Source organism: Legionella israelensis (genome assembly GCF_004571175.1).
In the GTDB taxonomy this organism is placed as follows: Bacteria; Pseudomonadota; Gammaproteobacteria; order Legionellales; family Legionellaceae; genus Legionella_D; species Legionella_D israelensis.
The window spans coordinates 1580718-1600108 of the sequence record NZ_CP038273.1; the positions used below are offsets into that span (position 1 = coordinate 1580718).

Sequence of the window (19391 nt, forward strand, 5' to 3'; positions counted from 1 at the left end):
TTTTCAAGAACCTCAAATTTATTACATGAAGGATGTAAAACAGCTAACAAGGCGCAGCCCTCTAACGCTAAGGCGGTGGTGGGAAAAGGGCAAATTCCCTAAACCAACTAAATTACATAGCTCGGTCTTAGCTTGGAACGTCACGACCATTCAACGATGGATTGATGAAAATGTACCGGAGAAAAATGATGACTAATGAAACAAAAACTAAAGCTTATAAGTGTTTACAAGCCTTGCTGCGTGGCGAGGTAATTCATCGAAAGAAACTAGGCGATATGGGCATTGCTGATACAAATGACTCACTACATTCCTATGCGTCATACCTGCGTAATCAGAGATTTATTCCTGTTGAAAGCAGTAAAAACCCAGATGGTACTTGTGATTATTTTATGTCGCCTAAAGAAATCACGCGCTATAAAAATCCCGAACTTAAAGCACAGCAAAGAGATGAGGTGCGTGCGGCTGTTGAACGTGAACGACAGGAAAAACTGGTTGAAGAATTTCTCCGTTTTTTGGCTCGATTGGCTGAGTTTCCGGTTTTATGGAGTTTTTGGTGCGAATTACCATTTAAGTTAGGTGAAGTTTCAACAGAGATTAACGCCCTACTCGATCAAGAAGAAAGCGTTAATCAATGAACTCGGGATTTTTAGGGGGTGACCGCCCCCTTTTATTAAGGATTTAACATGAAGAATTTTATCTCAATTTTGGAAAATACTAAAGTCGCGTCAACACAGGTAGGGATTGCCATAACCGATCAGTTTCAAAATATTGGCGGAAAGGAATGGTTGGAACAGCTTAAACAATTACCTCATGGGCATAAGGACGGTAGCCACTTTTTAAGAACAACACTGAATACAGCAAATGCTAAGTGTATGCCACGCAATGACGCTAACACAGACAGCATAGCTAATTTGATAGTGATTGATTGCGATAAACACATTGATGCTCAAGGTTGTGAATTCGAAGGGGCTCCAGATCCATTAGTCGTTCATAACGCTTTAAAAAGCATGGATATAGGGCATGTCCTTTATGGCTCACACTCTCATTATGCTGGCAGGAAGGGAAATCGATACAGAATTATCCTGGCAACGGATAAGCCATACAACAGAGAACAATTAGCACCTACCGTTGAACAAGCGATTATATCCCTCAATCAAAATATTAACGGCCACTTGTTAGCCTATGCCAAAGAAAATAATGTGTTTGCTCAAGGTTGGTATTATCCAAGAAAACCAATGAGCTATAATGCCGAACCGTTGTATTTTGAGTATCTGGAAGGCTTACTGATCCAAGTTGTAGAGCCGAAAAATTTACCACCCACCAATCATACTGGATCTAAAAAGGCTCAATGGTCAGGTGATAAAACTTCCCCGATACAGGCCTTTAATGAACAACATCAATTGGCTGAGCTTCTGAGCCAGTATGGTTACAAACGAAAGCTTATCACAAGCAATCACGAAAAATGGTTATCACCTGATTCATCCTCTGGAATTGCTGGTATCACTGTCAAAGAGGGCAAATTTTTTAGCCATCACAACGATCCATTAAATGATGGTTACTGGCATGATGCTTTTGATTTAATGTGTGTTAGAGAAGGGTTATCTCCAAAAGATGCGATTATTAAAGTCGCGCAAATAACCACAGCAGCAGATGGCAGGTCAGTGGATGAGTACAATAAAAGATCAGTGGCTCGGCAAGCAGCTAATATTTCACCTCGACCATTACCAGAAGCACGACCACCCGTTTTTCCATTCCAAGCTGATATGTTACCTGAAGCCATTAGAGATTATATTTTTGATGTAGCAGATCGTCAGCAAAGCTTACCTGATTTTGTTGCCGTGGCGGCAATTGTCGGCCTTTCCAGTCTATTAGGGCGAAAAGCATTGATATGCCCTAAGCAACTTGATGATTGGGCAGTAACTCCTAATCAGTGGGGAGCAATTATTGGTCGTCCATCTGCTATGAAAAGCCCGAGCATGAAGGAAGCTCTCAAGCCTCTAAGGCAGTTTGATATAGAATCCGCGCGACAATTTGAAGAAGACGTAAAAAATTATGAAGAAGAGTGCCAATTAATTGAACTGGAAAAGCTGGCCGCAAAAAATAAAGCTAAAAACGCATTAAAAAAAGACGATCGAGAGGCAGCGAGAGAAGCGTTGAAACTCTCGGAAAATCTTGCCTTACCATCCCGAAAAAGATTGGTGGTCAACGATGCTACCATAGAAAAACTAGGGCGTGTTTTTAAAGTTTCAGCCACAGCAAAATACTTATCACAGTTAAAGCACCTAAAAACATGGCGGCAGTTTTATCATACCGCGTAGCAATTCTTCTGAACCCTTTGATTCTGTTAAAAAATCGCTCGATATGATTCCTTTCTTTATAAATATGAGCGTCATGCTCAATAAAAAGGTATCGGTTCTTTTTACTTGGAATAACGGTCTCAACTCCGCGCCTTGCCAACTCTTCTCTAAATTCATTGCTATCGTAAGCGCGATCAGCTAATAAATATTCACTTTTATCTTCACTCAATAAATCTTTCGCCATCTTTATTTCATGTTCTTGGCCACCGGTTAATATAAATCCTAATGGGAGCCCAAATGAATCTACTTTTGCATGAATTTTCGAGCTAAATCCGCCGCGACACCGTCCAAGTGCTTGATAGTCCTGACCCCCTATCGCACCTGCCGCATGTTGATGTGCCCTAACAATACTACCATCCATCATGTGCCATTCGTGATCGCCATCTTTTTTTTAAAATTTCAAGAATTCCATTGAAATTTCCCTTTTTTACCCACCTATTGTAACGACCGTAAACACTTTGCCATTTCCCATAATCTGGCGGTAAATCTCTCCAGGGCGCACCAGTCCTGATTATCCAACAAACTGCTTCAATAAATAATCGATCATTTTCCCCATGGCGACCTTTCGGAGCAGGAAGTAATTCTTCTAATTTGATCCACATTTTGTCATCAATAACAAATCTTGACATCCATTTGCTCCATTTTCAGTATGGAGTCTTTTTATCAGATTTTTAATCGTTTGAAAAACTTTAAAAACACGCCCTAGGCGAGTTATTAAAAGAAAATCCGAATGGTTTGATATTAGTTCGTGATGAACTGTCGGGCTGGTTAGCAAAACTAAACAAGGAGGAGCATCAAACTGATCGTGCGTTTTATCTTGAGTGCTTTGATGGTAATGGGCATTACTCTTATGATCGCATTGGTCGCGGCACAATTGTAATTCAAAGTTGTACTCTATCGATCATCGGGGGAATTCAACCAAGTAAAATAGCCACACTGGTTCGTGATGCCATCAGGGGAACGGCTGATGATGGCTTGATTCAACGCTTTCAATTAGCCATCTGGCCAGATGATATAGGCATCTGGGAGTGGATTGATCGTGCGCCTAATCAACAGGCAAAAGCGAAATATAATACTGTTTTTGACATGCTCCACAACCTTAAATTTAACACTATTGATGAGGAACCGCGTCTTTTTCGATTTACCGATGAAGCACAGCAATTATTCATTACTTGGATGAAAGAAATTCAAGATACTGCTCGCAGTTCGGATATCCACCCAGCCCTTGAAAGCCATATGCTCAAAATGCCTCAAACCATTGCCGGATTGGCACTGTTATTTGAAATTATTGATGGTGGCTATGATGCCGTTGGAATGGTAGCCACTGCTAGAGCATTAGATTGGGCAGATTATTTGCTGAGCCACGCTAAACGGCTCTACAGCCTTGCAATAAATCATAGCTTAGATGGCGCAAGACTTATTCTTGAGCGTAAATCCAAGCTGGATGACCCTTTAACGGCGCGTACTATACACCGCAAGGGTTGGTCAGGGCTTAACAATATTGATGATGTTAATGACGCTTTAAACTGGCTTATTGATTTTGGCTATATCGCAGCAAAAACATTAGGTTCAGCAGATACAAATGGCCGTCCAAAAATTGTTTATCAATGGCTTTTTTCATCACTGTAGAAGGGAAATTAATATGGGGCGTTGGCTGAAAATAGTAGATGATATGCCACAAAGCAAGCCGACAAAACTGACACAACACCCTTCTGTCGGTTTTGTCAGTACCACTTCTGAGGTTTTTCATAAAAATATGAATGAAAAAATAGATTTGATTGGTTTTGTGAATGGATGTTTAAAAGGTTTTCCTATTGATGCGCAACAAGTTATAGATGGCCTCCTGTCTTTGGAGGATGAACAAGATATAATCAATGGTAATGTGCCTGCCGAATCATTGCGGTTACATATTGAGCTTTGGCTTAAAGCAGATAAACCGCATTACTCAGGCAAGTAATCCATACGGATAAAAAACAGAATATAGCGAGGGAGTTATGCCAAATCTTGATGCGACAGAAAAACAACAATATCAACTCAGCGATAACGTGCTTGAAGCAAAAGAGAAATTTAACAGGCATATCATTGATGAAAATGCTATTGCAACCAACAATATCAGAGCTGAAAAATTTGACATGGATAAAGCCAAACAGAAAAGCAGTGATGCTTTGATAGCTCTAGATGTAAATGGTGGTTTGCAATCAATGCTTGCCGCCCAAATGTTATCCATCCATGAATTACAACAGCGAACGATGACCTATGCTAACGCCATTGATAGCTTGGAGTTAAAGAAATACTACACCAATACGGCAGTAAAATTAGCTAATTGCTTTGTACAACAAGCCAATATACTTGCAAAACTACAGGGCGTTGGGGGGCAAAAAATAATTGTTGAGCGCGTTGATGTCCATCAAGGAGGCCAAGCTGTTGTTGGCAATATCCAAGGGGGCATGGGTAAAAAGGAAAAAACATGAAAACAACCTCAAGAACCGAGAAAAAGGGCTATGCGTTTGACTCTGCGCCACGATGTGGCGCACGAACAAAAGGTAATAATGGCGAACCTTGTCGCTGCCCTACTGTTAAAGGAAAAGCCCGCTGTCGCGTACATGGTGGAGCGAGAGGCTCTGGTGCGCCACGCTATAACCTCAATGCTTTAAAGCATGGCGAAACCACAAGTGAGGCTAAGGCATTCAGAACAGAGATTAGACAAGCAATTCAGCACAACAAAAGCCTTATCAAAGAGTTGGGCTAAATAAATCGAATTTCAATTTCAAATTATTTATTAGGGGTTGGAGGGGGGTAGCAGGGTTTTGGAGTGAGTCGCATCATCCGGTAGCACATAACTTTCCGAGTTTCTCTGCCAGTTCAATAGTAAATGATCAATATAGAGTCCATTAAAAATTACTTGTGAAGAATAATATTCTTGTCTGAAACAAAGCTCAAAGTGTTACTCTGCCTTATTAACGCCAATCAATTTACCCTCTTTTATTTGATGCGTTATTATATGATTTTTAATAAGTTCCCTCTCAGAGGGATGCCACATCTGGTCAGCAGGTGTCTTAAACGCCTTTTTAATAAATGAATCAGTTACACCAATTTTTTTATAAAGCTTTTTATCTGCAAGTGAAAAAGATAAGTTCTCTTTTTTTGTCAACCCCGGAAAATTATATGAATGCAATCCTATCCTTGCCCCATCACCCAGAATTCTTTTTGAACCAGCTATAAATGCAATTACACAGGCACTTTCACATGTTGAGGATGTATAAGTTACTATTTTGTAATCTTTTATAAGTTTGGCAATATTTTTAGCGACAGCAATTCTCCCTCCACGGCTGCTGAGACTTATGTTCCAAATGTCGTCATTTTGTTCAAGTATTCTTTTGATGTCATCGTCTAATCCATATCCAAAATAACCACTTAAAAGTATTTCACCCTCACTTACCTTAAGTTGATATTTTGAAAAATCATCTTTTCCAGTTGATATTCTTATATATTCTGAGTACCCGGGAAATATATGAGCAACATAGAACAGGCTTCCTATTAATGTCAATTGTACAGCTATTCCCGAGAAAGAATCTTTACTTGTAGCCTTATATAATCTTGCGGAACGCCAACACCCAACAAATTGCCATAAATATATTAATCCCCAACTAGTTAATATTCCTACTAATAAGCGGCAGCTATTTATCGTTGAGGGAGATGGAATAACATGTTCAATTAATTGAGTAAAAGCATACGTCAAAAGGATAAAGTTAATCCAGAAACTTTTCCCTAGACTTAAGTTGCCTTTCCAGTGTGAGGAGATGTAGCGGTTTACTATATTCATATGCGTTTACTAATGTTAAAGGATGCGCTATTAAGGGGGCTATGGTTATTTAATTTTGAGATACCTGTATCGTTTGATTGGCATGATCATTAGCGCTAGAAATACAAAGAAGGACGATAAAGCCAATTACAGGAAACAAATAAATCCAAATCAAGTACCATACCGATTTGCCAGTAGATTTCCCCGCATCACGAAGTCGAGCTATACAAGAAAAAGCAGAGCCAATGATCATTAATGAGCCACCTATAAGAGATATCCAGTCAGGCTCAATACCTAATAAATTATCTCCAACAGCTGCTGCTTCCACAGTGATGAATGCGAGAGCCATAAGCCAAAACAAGATTCGTAAAAAAAAATCAAGCCGGCCTATTTTATTAGGAAAAATGAATTGGCATATGGGTTCAAGTGTTTTATACATGATTGTCCTCTTTAAAAACGTCAAATTACTCATAACAACCCAACAACACATCTGTAAGTTGATATGCGATATGTGTAATGAGTTTGATAAGTATTTTTAAGGGCACGCTTTTTATAGGAAAATCATTTTCAATTATTTTTATGCCTTTATTTTGTCCATTCGCGCAATAATACACCATAAATTAAAATAATGCCATCTATTAGGCGTGGAACTTATAGGGCGTGATCGTTTTAACTTTCTAAATGAAAGACAAGCACCCTAATTTAATAAAACTTGGCTCTAGAATTAGAGAGCTACGCACATTCAAAGGCTATTCCCAGGAAGGAATAGCCGATGCTGCTGGCATGGGGCGAACTTATATGGGGCGTGTCGAACGTGGTGAACAAAATATTTCCATCCAGAACTTAATTCAGATCGCTTTTGCTTTAAAGGTTGAAGTTAGTGAAATAATTCCTCCGTTGTCCGAGCTAGACAACCCTTTAAGAGTTAATAATAAAAGATAAAAACTAAAGTCGTTTTCTATTATACCGATATACAGTTACCAACAGTCAGCAAACGAAATTGAAATGGCATCCTTTGACAACTATTCATCGGTTATTTTTTGGAATTTCAAGCGGATGGATAACGTAAATTATAATTTTAAAATTATTGAAAAGTTGGTTAATAGTGCCATAGAGGGTACAGATAAGCGGTACTATTGCAAACCAATTTATTTGCTCCTTGCTGCCATCATTGAATGTACACTTTATGATTTTTTGAAAAAAATTAATGAGCATAGGTATGAGCAAGTTCCAAATTTAACAAAAAAAGAAGTTAAGGCTATTCAAGATATGAAGAAAGTTCCAAATAAGCTGAATTGCTTTAATAACATATGTAAAAAGCATAGCTTTTTGGGGGAGGATGAGGCGATATATGATCAAATTAACGAAGCCGCTGAAATCAGGAATAGAATCCATATCCAGAATGAAAAAGGACATTCCCCAATGGATGAATCAGATTTATGGGAAATTAATACAATTAAAAAATGCGGCCAACTTCTGAAAGACATTTTTGTAATTATGTGTGAAAAGTACCCGAGACCGGATGGATTTCATGACAATCCAACTTTGGATGAATTTCCAGAACCATGGACAAAGCTATAGCAAAAATTGGTCACTTTCAAATAAGTGTACCCCGAAGTGTACCCAGCGATCTTATGAGGAAATTTGAATTTTACTAGAAGCCACGTGTGGTGTGGCTCCCCGGGACGGGCTCGAACCGCCGACCTAATGATTAACAGTCATCCGCTCTACCGACTGAGCTACCGGGGAATGAAGCGGAATGTTAAAATGAATTGGGTTATAGGTCAAGGGGATTAAGGTTTTTTTTGTTAGTTTATTGAAACAGACATTCCGCACTCTTGCTAAAAAATATTATGGTGCGAAATGTCGTACTTAAAACACCTTACAGATAAATAGTCAATCAGCAGGATCATTTACAGTTAATTACAAAATATATACAGCCTGTCCAATGCATCTATTAAACTATCCATGTCGGTAGCGAAAGACAGGCGGATGCAGCCTTCATTGCCAAAAGCTGAGCCTGGAACAAGTGCCAATCCTTGCTCATTGAGTAACTGCGCTGAAAATTCTACGTCATTTTCCATGCCTTTTCTTTCTATAATGGCTTGTATATTTGGAAAAATGTAAAAAGTGCCGTCGGCAGGAATGACATCCAGCCCTTGGATCTCTGACAATCGATCGGCCACATAATCATGGCGTTTTTTAAATTCCTTGACCATTTTCTCTACTGTTTCCAGACCGCCGTTTAAGGCTGCAACGGCTGCTTTTTGGGCAATGGAGCAAGGATTTGAGGTGGATTGGGATTGTATGGTTTTCATGGCATTAATCACTTCAGAAGGTCCTGCGGCATAACCGATACGCCATCCTGTCATTGAATAAGCTTTGGAAACCCCATTTAAAATCACTGTGCGCTCATAGAGTTCAGGGCAGGCATTGACGATATTGACAAAAGTCTTTGACCAGAGAATATGCTCATACATATCATCGCTGGCAATTAAAATCTGAGAATGTTGCTTGAGCACTTCTCCCAATGCCTTCAACTCATCTTTCGTATAAGCAACACCTGAGGGATTAGAAGGACTGTTAAGAAACATTAAGCGGGTTTTAGGGGTAATTGCCTTGGACAATTGTTCAGGGCTCATTTTATAGCCTTGCTCAGCAGTGGCATGAACAACCACGGGAACGCCTCCGGCCAGTAAGGCCATGTCCGGATAAGAAACCCAGTAAGGAGCCGGAATAATGACCTCGTCACCTTCATTAAGATAAGCCTGACAAAGATTGTAGCAGCTTTGCTTGCCGCCTACAGATACCAATATCTGCTTCAATTTGTAATCGAGATGATTATCGCGTCTGAATTTATCTACGATGGCCTGTTTTAATTCTGCTATACCGTCCACGGCTGTGTATTTAGTAAACCCATCTTCGATGGCTTTAACAGCCGCTTTTTTAATGTGCTCGGGGGTATCGAAATCAGGCTCGCCGGCGCTTAAGCTAACCACATTACGACCTTCTGCTTTCATTTGCGCAGCCTTAGCAGACACAGCCAGAGTAGGTGATGGCTTGACTTTATTTACACGCTCTGCCAATGGAATTTCCATCCTCAATCTCCTATGATAAAGTATATATTATGAAAAAAGTATTTAATATTTATTCAAATTATCAACCGGCCGGCGATCAACCTACAGCCATTGCCTCGTTGATTGACGGGCTTCAATCCGGCCTGGCCAGACAAATTCTGTTGGGCGTTACAGGCTCGGGTAAAACATTTACTATAGCTCATGTTATCCAGGCCATGAAAAGACCTACACTTATCATGGCACCCAATAAAACACTGGCAGCGCAACTCTACGGCGAATTTAAAACTTTTTTTCCTGACAATGCAGTAGAGTATTTCGTATCCTATTACGATTATTATCAGCCTGAAGCTTATGTTCCTGCTTCTGATACCTTCATTGAAAAAGACGCCTCTATCAACGAGCATATTGAACAAATGCGCCTATCAGCAACCAAAGCACTCATTGAACGCAAAGACGCCATCATCGTCTCTACCGTTTCTGCGATTTACGGCTTGGGTGATCCGGATTCCTATCTGCGTATGGTATTACATCTGTCCCGTGGAGAACAATCGGATCAGCGTAAAATCCTGAAACGTCTTGCTGAAATGCAATATATCCGTAGCTCCCAAACCTTAGAGCGCGGTCAGTTTCGTGTGCATGGTGATGTTATCGATATTTTCCCTGCTGATTCTGAAAAAGAAGCCATCCGTTTTGAGCTCTTTGATAATGAAGTAGAAAACATTTCACGCTTTGATCCTTTGACAGGGGAAATCATACAAAGACTGCCAAGAATCACCATTTTTCCTAAAACCCATTATGTCACTCCGCGTGAACGAATTCTGCAAACCATAGAGCAAGTGAAAATGGAATTGCAAGAGAGACTTGAAGAGTTCATTGCAGAGGATAAACTGCTTGAAGCGCAACGTCTGGAACAAAGAACCAATTTCGATATTGAAATGATGCTTGAGCTCGGCTATTGCTCCGGCATTGAAAATTACTCCCGTTATTTATCTGGACGAAACCCTGGCGAGCCGCCTCCAACTTTATTTGACTATTTGCCCGCGGAGGCCTTGCTTATCATCGATGAATCGCACGTGACGGTTCCACAAATTGGCGGCATGTATCGCGGCGACAGAGCACGCAAGGAAACCCTGGTCAAATACGGCTTTCGCCTTCCCTCGGCTCTGGATAATCGTCCTCTTCGCTTTGAAGAATTTGATGAACGCTCACCACAGACCATCTATGTTTCAGCGACACCCGGCCCTTATGAAAAAGAACAGACAGGAAACATTGCCGAACAAGTGGTTCGTCCTACAGGACTGGTGGATCCTCTGGTGGAAGTCAGACCTGTACGTAACCAAGTAGATGATCTGCTCTCAGAGATCCATGACGTGGTCAAACAAGGAGAGCGCGTGCTGGTTACCACACTAACCAAACGAATGGCAGAGGATTTAACAGAATACCTTAATGAACACGGAGTACGTGTACGTTATCTGCATGCGGATATCGATACCGTTGAGCGAGTGGAGATCATTCGTGATCTGCGTTTGGGGGTTTTTGACGTACTGGTAGGCATTAATCTGTTAAGGGAAGGTCTTGATATGCCAGAAGTGGCTTTGGTGGCTATTCTGGACGCAGACAAGGAAGGCTTTCTGCGCTCTGATCGCTCATTGATTCAAACCATTGGCCGAGCTGCGCGAAATGTTCACGGACGCGCCATTTTATACGCAGATCGAATCACCGGTTCCATGCAGAGAGCTTTGGATGAAACCGAAAGACGACGCCACAAGCAAATGGCCTTTAATCAGGCTCATGGCATCACCCCACAAGGCATTCGCAAATCTGTCACAGACATCATGGAAGGTGCCTATATTTATAAAAAGCCGAGCAAGCTGTCTGAGAAAGAAGCCGTCTATGAGCATTTATCTTCTGAAGAATTAATAAAACAAATCAATGCTCTGGAAAAGCAAATGCATGCCTATGCAAAAAACATGGAATTTGAACTGGCCGCAAAGATTCGTGATGACTATCTGCATTTAAAAGAACGTTTGAGATCCAGCTAAATTATTACTTTTACCTGGGAAAGCAGGAGCTGATATGGATATAAAAAGTTTTAAAAAATTGGTTCTAAAATCCTTTAAGCAAAGCAATGAAGAGGAATATCGTATCTTTAGCGATAACTTATTGGATTTGGTAAAAGATAAAAATGATAATGAGCTTCTTACTCCCGAAGATACCCATGAGATAAAACGATTATTGGGGGTGATGTGGCTAAATGTATCTGAAAATGTAAAACCAGGTGAATGGCCATTATACCCTCAGACAAACCTTATGCTCGTTTTTATGGAAAGCCTCATACAACATGACATTTTAAAACACAATGATCGTTCTGAGCTGTTATATCCACCGCTGCAAGGAGAATTTATTGTCAATAACAGCCAATTAACCCTTGATCAAATCATGAATGTTCTTATTTTTTGCAACCGCTTAACAGGTTACCGCATACATGAGGAAAAAGAAAATTTAATTACCGAACTGGACAGGGAAATAAACCAGGCAAAATCGCTTTGGCATGTGGGTGAGCTGGGCAAACTGCAAATCACTATGACAAGTTTATTTGTCCTCTATTATCTTTTGCAGGAGCACTGCACAACGGTGCAAATAGAATTAGTGTTAATGGCTGTGCAATTTAGAAAAAACACTACAAAGGAAGAACAAGGCACTGAGTCAGCCATAAGCAATTATCTGTTGTTTAGCGGTGAAGTTTATCAATTTGCTGAATTTTACGCTAAAGCGAATAAAAAAAACGAAGAGCTTATCTTCCAAACTGCGCTCAACTATATTCATAACAGTTATGTTTCCAAATATCAAACTCGCTCCTTTGAAACAGCATTTTCCTACGCCAAGGAATTAATAAAAGAAGCATCAACATTTAAAAACCCACGCCAAAAGCAGATATTTCAAAAAGGAGTTTATGGATTTTGTTTGCAAGAATACATCCATGATCGCAGGCTTGATAAGCATTTTACGTTTTTTTCCTTTTCCGCGAAAACTAAAATTGCCACGGCAAAAGAGTTGCTTTTAGGCATACACAAAGACGCTGCTTTGTCGTTTACACAGGCGTTTGCCGCTAAACAGGGGCGCTTAAGTGAGATAGTGAATTTGTTTGAAGAAGGGCAAAGCGCTCTCTTTAAAACTCGTTTAAACTGACTCCCGGTTCTAAAAAGAACGGGAAAAGGAGAATGTCATGAGGAGATGGATAGGATTATTTATTTTTACCCTCCTTTGTGCGATAGCTTATGCAGAAAAACCGGAACAAAAAGTAGGCATAGCCCTTTATCTTAATGATATTACCCGTATCCAGCCACAAGAAGAAATTATAGAGTTGGAGGCAACCATTTTTCTTCGTTGGCAATCTGAGAAAAAAGGAGTAAAGGATCAGTATTTCTATGGAAACCAGGTGGATGACGCTCTTAAAACGATGTGGTGGCCTTATTTTATTTTCTTGGATACACGGGGTACAACTCAGGTTACCCATAAAGCCATGAAAATTTCAAATAACGGTATGGTGGAATACATGGCAAAATATACATTAAGCATAGAAACTGCCCTTAATATGCACAAATTTCCTTTTGATACTCAAACGATCAACATTCAGATAGCCCCATTTGGTCCCATGCCCTATCGTATTCACTATTATCTTTTAAACGATAAAATCGGCATCAATCCTGTTGCCCATATTGAGGAATGGGACTTGACTGGAACTAAAAATAAAATAAGCGCACAAAATGAAAATCAGTATCAACTTAGCCTCAATTACCAGCGAAAATCAGGGTATTACCTTTATAAAGTCTTTTTACCAATGCTTATCATTGTTTTTATCAGCTACATGGTATTATGGCTGCCGAGACAACCTGCCATTAACCGTCTGGCTGTCATCATTACCGCCATGTTAACCATAGTGGCCTTCCAATGGGCCGTTACCTCGGATGTCCCGAAAGTATCTTATATCACTTTTCTGCAAGCCATGGTGTTGTTCTTTTTCATTATGGTAGGCTTAAAGGCCATTCTTGTGGTCATTGGCGAGAGCGTGAAAGAAGCGGAAAAATACAAGCTGATGCATTGGTCGAGAATAATTTATCCTGTAGTTTTGTTGCTGGGCATTATCATTATTTCATGGATATGGTTTAGTATTTATTGATACAGAATAAAAACAACCCGACGACTTCAGACTTTGAACCTTGCAGTTCAAGTGGGGGGCGGATGTGCCGGTTCAGGCTTCCCACTTCAAGGTGGGCTTGCTCAACGCCGACTACAGGATGCTCCCCTGTTTATGAGTGTTGGTTCATAAATCACTTGTCATCGGGTCTAGACCTATTATAGCACTAATGAGAGCCCATAAATCAAACACTGTGAATTTTACAAAATCTTTTCAACAAAATGACAGAGCTCAAATTTTAGCCTCTGTATCCATGACTTTATTGATTTTATTTTCAAGGGAGTTGATAAACTGATTCACCTGCAAGCGTTGCTTTTCCTGTTCATTCTGACTACAAACCAATTCATGGCTTATGTTTAAAGCAGCAAGCAATAAGGCTTGAAAATCATCAAGATGCTTAAATTTGATTTTCTGCTGCATGGTCAGCTCATTTAGTTTTTGGGCTGCCTGCTGTAAATTTTGCTGCTCACCTTCCGGACATTTTATCTCAAAAGAATGACTTAATAATTTAATCGTGCATGTTTTTAATGACATGTTTGCCTGCCTGGTAAATTCATCCGATAAATATTAGCAATTTTGGTTTGTTGCATCAAATCAGTTATCATATAGGTTCACGAGCAACCCTGCGATATTTTTTAGTAACTCCTGTTCGGAGTTTTAGTATTGAACTTATATTGAGTGTGGTCATGTCTTTAGAAAATAAACCATTACATCTTCCTTCCTATCAGACTTTTGTTGATTCAACTCTGGTGCTGAATTTACCTTTTTCAGTCAGTGAGCTACATGGAATGATGTGCAGTTACCTTTGTGCAGGAGCAGCTACCGAAGGAGAAAACTATTTACGGGCCTTAATGGGCAATCTGAACAGTGAATCTGTTCGCAAAGCAGCTTTGGCCATGTTTCAGGTTTATGCCATCAGTCAACAACAAATGAATAATGGACTTAATTTTGAATTTCAAATGTTGCTGCCAGAGGACCATACTCCTTTACGCGACCGTGCTCAGGCATTTAGCGAATGGTGTGAAGGATTTACTCAGGGTTTAAGAATAAACGGCATCCATGTTAACCACCTCCAGGAAGAAGATGCCCAAGATGCCATGCGGCATTTAGCCGAGTTCGCCGAATTGGATTATGAGTCACTGGATATCAGTGAGGAAGATGAGATGGCATTGCTGGAAGTTAGTGAATATGCCCGCATAGCCGTATTAAGCCTTCATGGCGAGCTCACACTAAAAACATCCGATCATCATAGTCACCGTACTCATTAACCGAGGTAGAAGGAAATGATCACTCAACAGGAATATTTAAGTCGAAGAAACAAACTGGCTGAAAAGATGGAGGAAAATTCAATTGCATTGATTCCCGCAGCCACCGAGTTTTTACGCAGTGGCGATACCCATTTTCGTTTCCGTCAAAACAGCAATTTTTATTATTTAACCGGTTTTAATGAACCTGATGCTCTATTGGTGATTAGCAACGGTAAAAAAAGCAAGAGTTTTTTATTTAATCGCAGCAAAAATCCTGCTGAAGAACAATGGACAGGCCGACGTCTGGGACAGGAAGAGGCTTCTGAGGTATTAGGGGTGGATGAAGCTTGGCCTATTGAATCTTTTGCGGAAAAATGCGCTGAAATACTAAGTAATAAATCAGCCATTTATTACGAATTCGGTTTGCCGCCAAAGTTTGAAAAACAAATAATGCAAAACCTGCAAAAAATAAAGCAGCAAGCAAGACGAGGTATCCATGCGCCAGACACCATCTGCGATTTAACCCCCCTGCTGAGTGAATTGCGTCTTTTCAAAAGCGAGAAGGAAATTGAAATCATGCGCCGGGCAGCAAATATTTCTGTAGAGGCCCATAAACAGGCCATGCGGCGTTGTCGGCATCTGAAATATGAATATCAACTGGAAGCGGAGCTGCTTTATGAGTTTACCCGCCAAGGCTGTCGTGGAGTAGCTTATGATCCCATTGTGGGCTCCGGCTCAAATACCTGTATCTTACATTACACAGAAAACAATCAACTGTTAAAGAATGGCGATCTGGTTTTGATCGATGCCGGTGGTGAATATCATAATTATGCGGCGGACATCACGCGCACTTTTCCAGTCAATGGTCGTTTTAATGATGAGCAACGCGCCATCTATGAGCTGGTTTTACGCGCGCAGAAAGCAGGAATTAATCTCATCAAGCCCGGTGTGGCCTGGAATGAAATTCAAAAAACGATGGTAGAGGTTCTTGTTAGAGGTTTAACGGAGCTTGGTTTACTGAGCGGAAAAATGGATGAATTAATCGCCAATGAAACCTACAAAACGTTTTACATGCATAATTCCGGCCACTGGTTGGGTCTTGATGTTCACGACTGTGGCGCTTATAAAATAGATAACAAATGGCGTTTACTTGAACCTGGCATGGTATTAACAGTAGAACCAGGAATCTATGTTCCGGCTCATCTGGAAAATGTGGATGAACGCTGGTGGAATATAGGCATTCGTATCGAGGATGATGTTCTTGTGACCCCCGATGGACATGAAAATTTAACGGCTGAATTGCCGGTTGAAATAGATGATATTGAGGCTTTGATGCGTGACTAAATACTCTGTTGACATTCTCATTGTGGGTGGTGGCTTAACCGGTGCCGCCTTCATGCTTGCATTAGATGAGCTGGGATATCAATGTCTCCTGGTAGAGGCAAAGTCTTTTAACGAAGATATTAAAGCTGATTTCGATGCACGTTCTCTTGCCTTATCGCCGGCCAGCATACGCATTCTAAATACTTTAAATATCTGGCCTGCTTTATCCCCTCATGCCACACCCATTGAATTGATTCACGTTTCCGATCAAAATCGCTTTGGCGGCACACGATTGCACGGAGATAAAACGTCTCCTCTAGGCTATGTAGTGGAAATGCAGCATATCAATCAGCTCCTTCACCGCTTGCTACCTAAAGATAAGATCATGGCCCCAGCGAAATTAATTCATCTGGATAAAGAACAATCCCTCGCCACTCTTTCCCGACCCGATGGCGAATATCAAATCAGAGCCAAGCTAATTGTAGCCGCAGACGGAACCCATTCTGCAACTCGTCATTTATGCGGGCTGTCAGCCATCAGCAAAGATTATGTGCAATCGGCCATCGTCGCTAACGTTGGGTTGGCTCATTCACATCAATTCCGTGCTTATGAACGTTTTACAGCAAATGGCCCTCTTGCCTTATTGCCTATGACGAAACAACGCATGTCCTTAATTTGGGCCATGCCTCCTATAGAAGCTGAATCCATGATACAAATGAAGGATAGCGAATTCATCAAACGACTTCAGCGTGCCTTTGGTTACCGGCTTGGACGTTTTATTCGCATAGGACAGCGCTCAGTTTACCCTTTAAAACAAACCTTGATGTCTGAACCGATTCACTGGCCGGTAGTTTTTGTGGGTAATGCTGCACACACTCTGCATCCTGTAGCCGGACAAGGGTTTAATTTGGGCTTACGCGATGTGGCCATGCTTGCACAACTTATCGCCGAAAAAGGCATTAATGCAAATATGTTAAAGCATTATCACAAAGTTCGAAAAAGCGACCAAAAAGCAATCAGTCAAATGACAGACGGGCTCATCCATATTTTTACCAGTCATCGGCCAGTCATTAAAATCGCCAGAACGCTTGGCATGATTGCAGTGGATAATATCCCGATCATGAAAAAGGCATTAGCACATTATGCTCGCGGCTTTGCTGGAATCACTCCCGATCTCGTTTGTGAAATTCCTCTCAAAGCCACTGATAATGTGCAACAGGAGGGCATTGATGAATCAAACATTTGACTGTCTGGTTGCCGGTGGCGGCATTGTAGGACTGACTGCGGCAATTACAATGAGCACACAAGGATACTCTGTTGCTGTCATCGACTCAGGCAGTTTAACGGCAGATACGAGCAAGCCGGATCTGAGAGTCTATGCGATAAATCAAGCTTCAAAAGAATTATTGCAGCAATTAGGCGTTTGGCAGTATATGGATGAAAATTGCATCTCTCCCTATCAACAGATGCATGTATGGGATGCTGCCAATAATGCAGCGATTGATTTTGACTCACGCATCGTAGCTACAAACCATTTGGGCGTCATCATTGAAGAATCAGTTCTAAAAAAAGCCTTGTTTTTGCGAATCAGGGAGCAGGATGGTATTCATCTTTTCCCGGAATCATCGATCGACTCCGTCATTCATAACAACTTAATCACAGTGGGGGCAGCCCATCGACAGTGGCAAGGCCAGTTGCTTGTCGTAACCGACGGAGCCCATTCTCCGACGAGGGAAAAATTAAATGTCTCTCTGAACAGTTGGTCTTATCATCAACATGCGATTGTGGCCACGGTAGAAGTTGAGCACGAACATCAGCAGACAGCCTGGCAAGTCTTTCACGCAGACGGTCCCCTGGCTTTTTTACCTTTAACAGATTCACATCAGTGCTCTATCGTCTGGTCAAGCGCTTCAGCTAAAGCAAAAGCATTAATGAGTCTGCCTGAGGATGAATTCAATGAAAAGCTGACGGATGCCTTTTGTAGAAGGCTAGGCCAAACTAAGCTCATCAGCAAACGGCATCAATTTCCCTTGACCATGCGCCATGTCAAACAATACAGTGGCTCACGCTGGCTTTTAGCCGGTGATGCGGCTCATACCATCCATCCACTGGCAGGTCTTGGGTTAAATCTGGGTCTTGCTGATATTGCCTGCTGGCTTGAAGAAATAAAAGGGCTGAAATCAACCCCTGATTTCAGCAAAGCCCTGGCTTCTTATCAGCGCCAACGTAAAACAGAGGTATGGAAAATGATCTTTGTCATGGACAGCCTGAAAACCTTGTTTGGTCATCCGCTTCCCGCTGTAAAGGTCATCAGAGGCATAGGCTTGCATTGCTTTAATCAGTTTAAACCTCTTAAACGTTTTTTAATCCATCAGGCCATGGGAAAATAGCAAAATAAATGATATTTTGTTCTCAAACGCGATGTGCAACTTTCAAAAGCCTATATAGCGCTACCAGGCTGTAGTTTAAGAAAAGATTGAACATCACGATAATCAACATCTTTAGGATTGATTTTTAAACAAGGAGTTTTCCATGCCATCTCTAACCCCTGTACAAATGAAAAAAATAGCTGCAGAAAAAGAGCAACATAGAGAAAAGCTACAACAGTTGATGCAGCAGCCTTTTGATATAGATAACCAAGAGCAAATGAAAGAGCTACAGACTTATCTGGATCATTTTGAGTTCAGTGTCAATACAATGTATATTTTTCAGGCGATGTCTGAGCTAATGAAACTATGGGGAGGCTCTTGGGTTTGGGGGCTTTTTTTACCCATTCCCGAGTTTATAGGGACCATTTTAAATTACACTTTGTACATAGGTGTTGCTGGATTGGTTCTTGAGCATTTCAGCATCAAGGATTTTCATGAGGAATTAGCTGAAATACAGCAGCTTTATAACTGGGTCATGAAAGCCGGTTCAGAGCAATATTCATCGGACACTGATAACAGTAAAAAACTATTGCATCCCGAAATACAGCGTATGATTGAGCTCATAGCCCCTTTGAGCCATCCTAAAGACATCATTGCCTGGAAAAAAGTCACTGACACAGAGGATGAAAGCGGCCCTTCATTCATTTACAATGCCATTCAATATGCGGGTTATTTTTTTTCCAAGTCCTCCCCTCAAAATACCACGGCAAGCATGAAAGTGTTAGCCTTAAAGGAACGGGTAGAAAAAGGGGAGATGACTGTAGGTGTTCTTGAAGGACTAAAGCGCGCATCGGAATATTTTGCAAAAAATGCCAATGTCAAAAAAATGGCCACGGATACTGTATTGCAATTATGCCAAAAACCCTTGCAAATGCTGCGGGATGCCGCGCCACAAATGCTGGCTTCCTCAGAACCAAGGCATCTGCATTTAAATTAAACGGCTAACCCCTTACTGTCT

Annotated in this window: 23 protein-coding genes, 1 tRNA gene and 1 other RNA gene; 17 read left to right on the plus strand and 8 right to left on the minus strand. The window is 41.0% G+C overall.

The window, feature by feature from the left end:
• Positions 1-25: 25 nt before the first annotated feature.
• From E4T55_RS07025 to E4T55_RS07035, 3 genes are read left to right on the plus strand one after another with little or no spacing between them, the layout of a single operon-like run.
• Positions 26-196 carry a helix-turn-helix transcriptional regulator gene (locus E4T55_RS07025; protein WP_223168316.1) on the plus strand — a complete coding sequence of 57 codons (171 nt, stop codon included), beginning with the start codon at positions 26-28 and terminating at the stop codon, positions 194-196.
• Entirely contained in the window at positions 186-635 is a 450-nt protein-coding gene (locus E4T55_RS07030) for a hypothetical protein (RefSeq protein ID WP_135121919.1), read from the plus strand. The genes E4T55_RS07025 and E4T55_RS07030 overlap by 11 nt, the downstream gene beginning before the upstream one ends.
• Before the next feature lie 48 nt (positions 636-683).
• Positions 684-2318 carry a DUF3987 domain-containing protein gene (locus E4T55_RS07035; protein WP_058503021.1) on the plus strand — a complete coding sequence of 545 codons (1635 nt, stop codon included), beginning with the start codon at positions 684-686 and terminating at the stop codon, positions 2316-2318.
• On the opposite strand, the gene E4T55_RS15280 is transcribed toward E4T55_RS07035, so the two are convergent.
• On the minus strand, positions 2239-2721 hold the full coding sequence (locus E4T55_RS15280) for an IS5 family transposase (protein ID WP_082636595.1): 483 nt from the start codon (positions 2719-2721) through the stop codon (positions 2239-2241). The genes E4T55_RS07035 and E4T55_RS15280 overlap by 80 nt on opposite strands.
• Positions 2708-2986, minus strand: coding sequence for a transposase (locus E4T55_RS15285; RefSeq protein WP_058503023.1), 279 nt, complete (start codon positions 2984-2986; stop codon positions 2708-2710). The genes E4T55_RS15280 and E4T55_RS15285 overlap by 14 nt, the downstream gene beginning before the upstream one ends.
• 106 nt (positions 2987-3092) lie before the next feature.
• On the opposite strand from E4T55_RS15285, the gene E4T55_RS07045 reads away from it, so the two are divergent.
• Genes E4T55_RS07045 through E4T55_RS07060 form a run of 4 tightly spaced genes read left to right on the plus strand, consistent with a single transcriptional unit; the run spans position 3093 to position 5106 of the window.
• A complete protein-coding gene (locus E4T55_RS07045) occupies positions 3093-3986 on the plus strand; it encodes a DUF3987 domain-containing protein (RefSeq protein ID WP_058503024.1) in 894 nt (297 codons plus the stop codon).
• Between the two features lie 13 nt (positions 3987-3999).
• Positions 4000-4314: a hypothetical protein gene (locus E4T55_RS07050; protein ID WP_058503025.1), complete on the plus strand. Its 315-nt coding sequence runs from the start codon at positions 4000-4002 to the stop codon at positions 4312-4314.
• Positions 4315-4351: 37 nt separating this feature from the next.
• Positions 4352-4828, plus strand: coding sequence for a hypothetical protein (locus E4T55_RS07055; protein ID WP_058503026.1), 477 nt, complete (start codon positions 4352-4354; stop codon positions 4826-4828).
• Positions 4825-5106: a hypothetical protein gene (locus E4T55_RS07060; RefSeq protein ID WP_058503027.1), complete on the plus strand. Its 282-nt coding sequence runs from the start codon at positions 4825-4827 to the stop codon at positions 5104-5106. Before E4T55_RS07055 ends, E4T55_RS07060 begins: the two co-directional genes overlap by 4 nt.
• Before the next feature lie 195 nt (positions 5107-5301).
• On the opposite strand, the gene E4T55_RS07065 is transcribed toward E4T55_RS07060, so the two are convergent.
• Entirely contained in the window at positions 5302-6180 is an 879-nt protein-coding gene (locus tag E4T55_RS07065; protein WP_058503028.1) for a hypothetical protein, read from the minus strand.
• A gap of 49 nt (positions 6181-6229) precedes the next feature.
• Positions 6230-6598, minus strand: coding sequence for a DUF805 domain-containing protein (locus E4T55_RS07070; protein WP_058503029.1), 369 nt, complete (start codon positions 6596-6598; stop codon positions 6230-6232).
• A gap of 242 nt (positions 6599-6840) precedes the next feature.
• Between E4T55_RS07070 and E4T55_RS07075 the strand changes: the two genes are divergently transcribed.
• Together E4T55_RS07075 and E4T55_RS07080 are read left to right on the plus strand one after the other, a co-directional pair.
• Positions 6841-7101, plus strand: coding sequence for a helix-turn-helix domain-containing protein (locus E4T55_RS07075; RefSeq protein ID WP_058503030.1), 261 nt, complete (start codon positions 6841-6843; stop codon positions 7099-7101).
• A 63-nt stretch (positions 7102-7164) separates the two neighbouring features.
• Positions 7165-7740, plus strand: a complete 576-nt coding sequence (locus tag E4T55_RS07080) for a hypothetical protein (RefSeq protein ID WP_135121920.1) — start codon at positions 7165-7167, stop codon at positions 7738-7740.
• 92 nt (positions 7741-7832) lie between these two features.
• Here the strand turns inward: E4T55_RS07080 and E4T55_RS07085 are convergent.
• Together E4T55_RS07085 and E4T55_RS07090 are read right to left on the minus strand one after the other, a co-directional pair.
• Positions 7833-7908, minus strand: a tRNA-Asn gene (locus E4T55_RS07085).
• A 170-nt stretch (positions 7909-8078) separates the two neighbouring features.
• On the minus strand, positions 8079-9257 hold the full coding sequence (locus E4T55_RS07090; RefSeq protein ID WP_058503032.1) for a pyridoxal phosphate-dependent aminotransferase: 1179 nt from the start codon (positions 9255-9257) through the stop codon (positions 8079-8081).
• Positions 9258-9286: 29 nt separating this feature from the next.
• On the opposite strand from E4T55_RS07090, the gene uvrB reads away from it, so the two are divergent.
• Genes uvrB through E4T55_RS07105 form a run of 3 tightly spaced genes read left to right on the plus strand, consistent with a single transcriptional unit; the run spans position 9287 to position 13416 of the window.
• Positions 9287-11278 carry an excinuclease ABC subunit UvrB gene (gene uvrB, locus E4T55_RS07095; protein ID WP_058503033.1) on the plus strand — a complete coding sequence of 664 codons (1992 nt, stop codon included), beginning with the start codon at positions 9287-9289 and terminating at the stop codon, positions 11276-11278.
• Positions 11279-11312: 34 nt separating this feature from the next.
• Positions 11313-12425 (plus strand): hypothetical protein, encoded by a 1113-nt coding sequence (locus E4T55_RS07100; protein ID WP_058503034.1) that lies wholly within the window; start codon positions 11313-11315, stop codon positions 12423-12425.
• A gap of 37 nt (positions 12426-12462) precedes the next feature.
• Positions 12463-13416 carry a ligand-gated ion channel gene (locus tag E4T55_RS07105; protein WP_058503035.1) on the plus strand — a complete coding sequence of 318 codons (954 nt, stop codon included), beginning with the start codon at positions 12463-12465 and terminating at the stop codon, positions 13414-13416.
• 10 nt (positions 13417-13426) lie between these two features.
• Here the strand turns inward: E4T55_RS07105 and ssrS are convergent.
• Together ssrS and E4T55_RS07115 are read right to left on the minus strand one after the other, a co-directional pair.
• Positions 13427-13587: non-coding RNA, 6S RNA (ssrS, locus tag E4T55_RS07110), on the minus strand.
• A gap of 78 nt (positions 13588-13665) precedes the next feature.
• Positions 13666-13968, minus strand: coding sequence for a cell division protein ZapA (locus tag E4T55_RS07115; protein WP_058503036.1), 303 nt, complete (start codon positions 13966-13968; stop codon positions 13666-13668).
• A 152-nt stretch (positions 13969-14120) separates the two neighbouring features.
• On the opposite strand from E4T55_RS07115, the gene E4T55_RS07120 reads away from it, so the two are divergent.
• The 5 genes from E4T55_RS07120 to E4T55_RS07140 all read left to right on the plus strand — a co-directional run bounded on the left by E4T55_RS07120 (position 14121) and on the right by E4T55_RS07140 (position 19370).
• On the plus strand, positions 14121-14702 hold the full coding sequence (locus tag E4T55_RS07120) for a UPF0149 family protein (protein ID WP_058503037.1): 582 nt from the start codon (positions 14121-14123) through the stop codon (positions 14700-14702).
• Positions 14703-14717: 15 nt separating this feature from the next.
• Positions 14718-16025 (plus strand): Xaa-Pro aminopeptidase, encoded by a 1308-nt coding sequence (pepP, locus tag E4T55_RS07125; protein WP_058503038.1) that lies wholly within the window; start codon positions 14718-14720, stop codon positions 16023-16025.
• Positions 16026-16077: 52 nt separating this feature from the next.
• Positions 16078-17250, plus strand: coding sequence for an FAD-dependent monooxygenase (locus tag E4T55_RS07130; RefSeq protein ID WP_058503088.1), 1173 nt, complete (start codon positions 16078-16080; stop codon positions 17248-17250).
• Positions 17234-18394 (plus strand): FAD-dependent monooxygenase, encoded by a 1161-nt coding sequence (locus E4T55_RS07135; RefSeq protein ID WP_058503039.1) that lies wholly within the window; start codon positions 17234-17236, stop codon positions 18392-18394. Before E4T55_RS07130 ends, E4T55_RS07135 begins: the two co-directional genes overlap by 17 nt.
• Before the next feature lie 142 nt (positions 18395-18536).
• Complete coding sequence (locus tag E4T55_RS07140) at positions 18537-19370, plus strand: hypothetical protein (RefSeq protein WP_065236028.1); 834 nt, start codon at positions 18537-18539, stop codon at positions 19368-19370.
• Positions 19371-19391: the final 21 nt, after the last annotated feature.

Coding starts and splice junctions, on each gene's coding strand:
- E4T55_RS07025 (WP_223168316.1), top strand. CDS start 26: ATGAAGGATGTAAAACAGCTAACAAGGCGCAGCCCTCTAACGCTAAGG.
- E4T55_RS07030 (WP_135121919.1), top strand. CDS start 186: ATGATGACTAATGAAACAAAAACTAAAGCTTATAAGTGTTTACAAGCC.
- E4T55_RS07035 (WP_058503021.1), top strand. CDS start 684: ATGAAGAATTTTATCTCAATTTTGGAAAATACTAAAGTCGCGTCAACA.
- E4T55_RS15280 (WP_082636595.1), bottom strand. CDS start 2,721: ATGATGGATGGTAGTATTGTTAGGGCACATCAACATGCGGCAGGTGCG.
- E4T55_RS15285 (WP_058503023.1), bottom strand. CDS start 2,986: ATGTCAAGATTTGTTATTGATGACAAAATGTGGATCAAATTAGAAGAA.
- E4T55_RS07050 (WP_058503025.1), top strand. CDS start 4,000: ATGGGGCGTTGGCTGAAAATAGTAGATGATATGCCACAAAGCAAGCCG.
- E4T55_RS07055 (WP_058503026.1), top strand. CDS start 4,352: ATGCCAAATCTTGATGCGACAGAAAAACAACAATATCAACTCAGCGAT.
- E4T55_RS07060 (WP_058503027.1), top strand. CDS start 4,825: ATGAAAACAACCTCAAGAACCGAGAAAAAGGGCTATGCGTTTGACTCT.
- E4T55_RS07065 (WP_058503028.1), bottom strand. CDS start 6,180: ATGAATATAGTAAACCGCTACATCTCCTCACACTGGAAAGGCAACTTA.
- E4T55_RS07070 (WP_058503029.1), bottom strand. CDS start 6,598: ATGTATAAAACACTTGAACCCATATGCCAATTCATTTTTCCTAATAAA.
- E4T55_RS07075 (WP_058503030.1), top strand. CDS start 6,841: ATGAAAGACAAGCACCCTAATTTAATAAAACTTGGCTCTAGAATTAGA.
- E4T55_RS07080 (WP_135121920.1), top strand. CDS start 7,165: ATGGCATCCTTTGACAACTATTCATCGGTTATTTTTTGGAATTTCAAG.
- E4T55_RS07090 (WP_058503032.1), bottom strand. CDS start 9,257: ATGGAAATTCCATTGGCAGAGCGTGTAAATAAAGTCAAGCCATCACCT.
- uvrB (WP_058503033.1), top strand. CDS start 9,287: ATGAAAAAAGTATTTAATATTTATTCAAATTATCAACCGGCCGGCGAT.
- E4T55_RS07100 (WP_058503034.1), top strand. CDS start 11,313: ATGGATATAAAAAGTTTTAAAAAATTGGTTCTAAAATCCTTTAAGCAA.
- E4T55_RS07105 (WP_058503035.1), top strand. CDS start 12,463: ATGAGGAGATGGATAGGATTATTTATTTTTACCCTCCTTTGTGCGATA.
- E4T55_RS07115 (WP_058503036.1), bottom strand. CDS start 13,968: ATGTCATTAAAAACATGCACGATTAAATTATTAAGTCATTCTTTTGAG.
- E4T55_RS07120 (WP_058503037.1), top strand. CDS start 14,121: ATGTCTTTAGAAAATAAACCATTACATCTTCCTTCCTATCAGACTTTT.
- pepP (WP_058503038.1), top strand. CDS start 14,718: ATGATCACTCAACAGGAATATTTAAGTCGAAGAAACAAACTGGCTGAA.
- E4T55_RS07130 (WP_058503088.1), top strand. CDS start 16,078: ATGCTTGCATTAGATGAGCTGGGATATCAATGTCTCCTGGTAGAGGCA.
- E4T55_RS07135 (WP_058503039.1), top strand. CDS start 17,234: ATGAATCAAACATTTGACTGTCTGGTTGCCGGTGGCGGCATTGTAGGA.
- E4T55_RS07140 (WP_065236028.1), top strand. CDS start 18,537: ATGCCATCTCTAACCCCTGTACAAATGAAAAAAATAGCTGCAGAAAAA.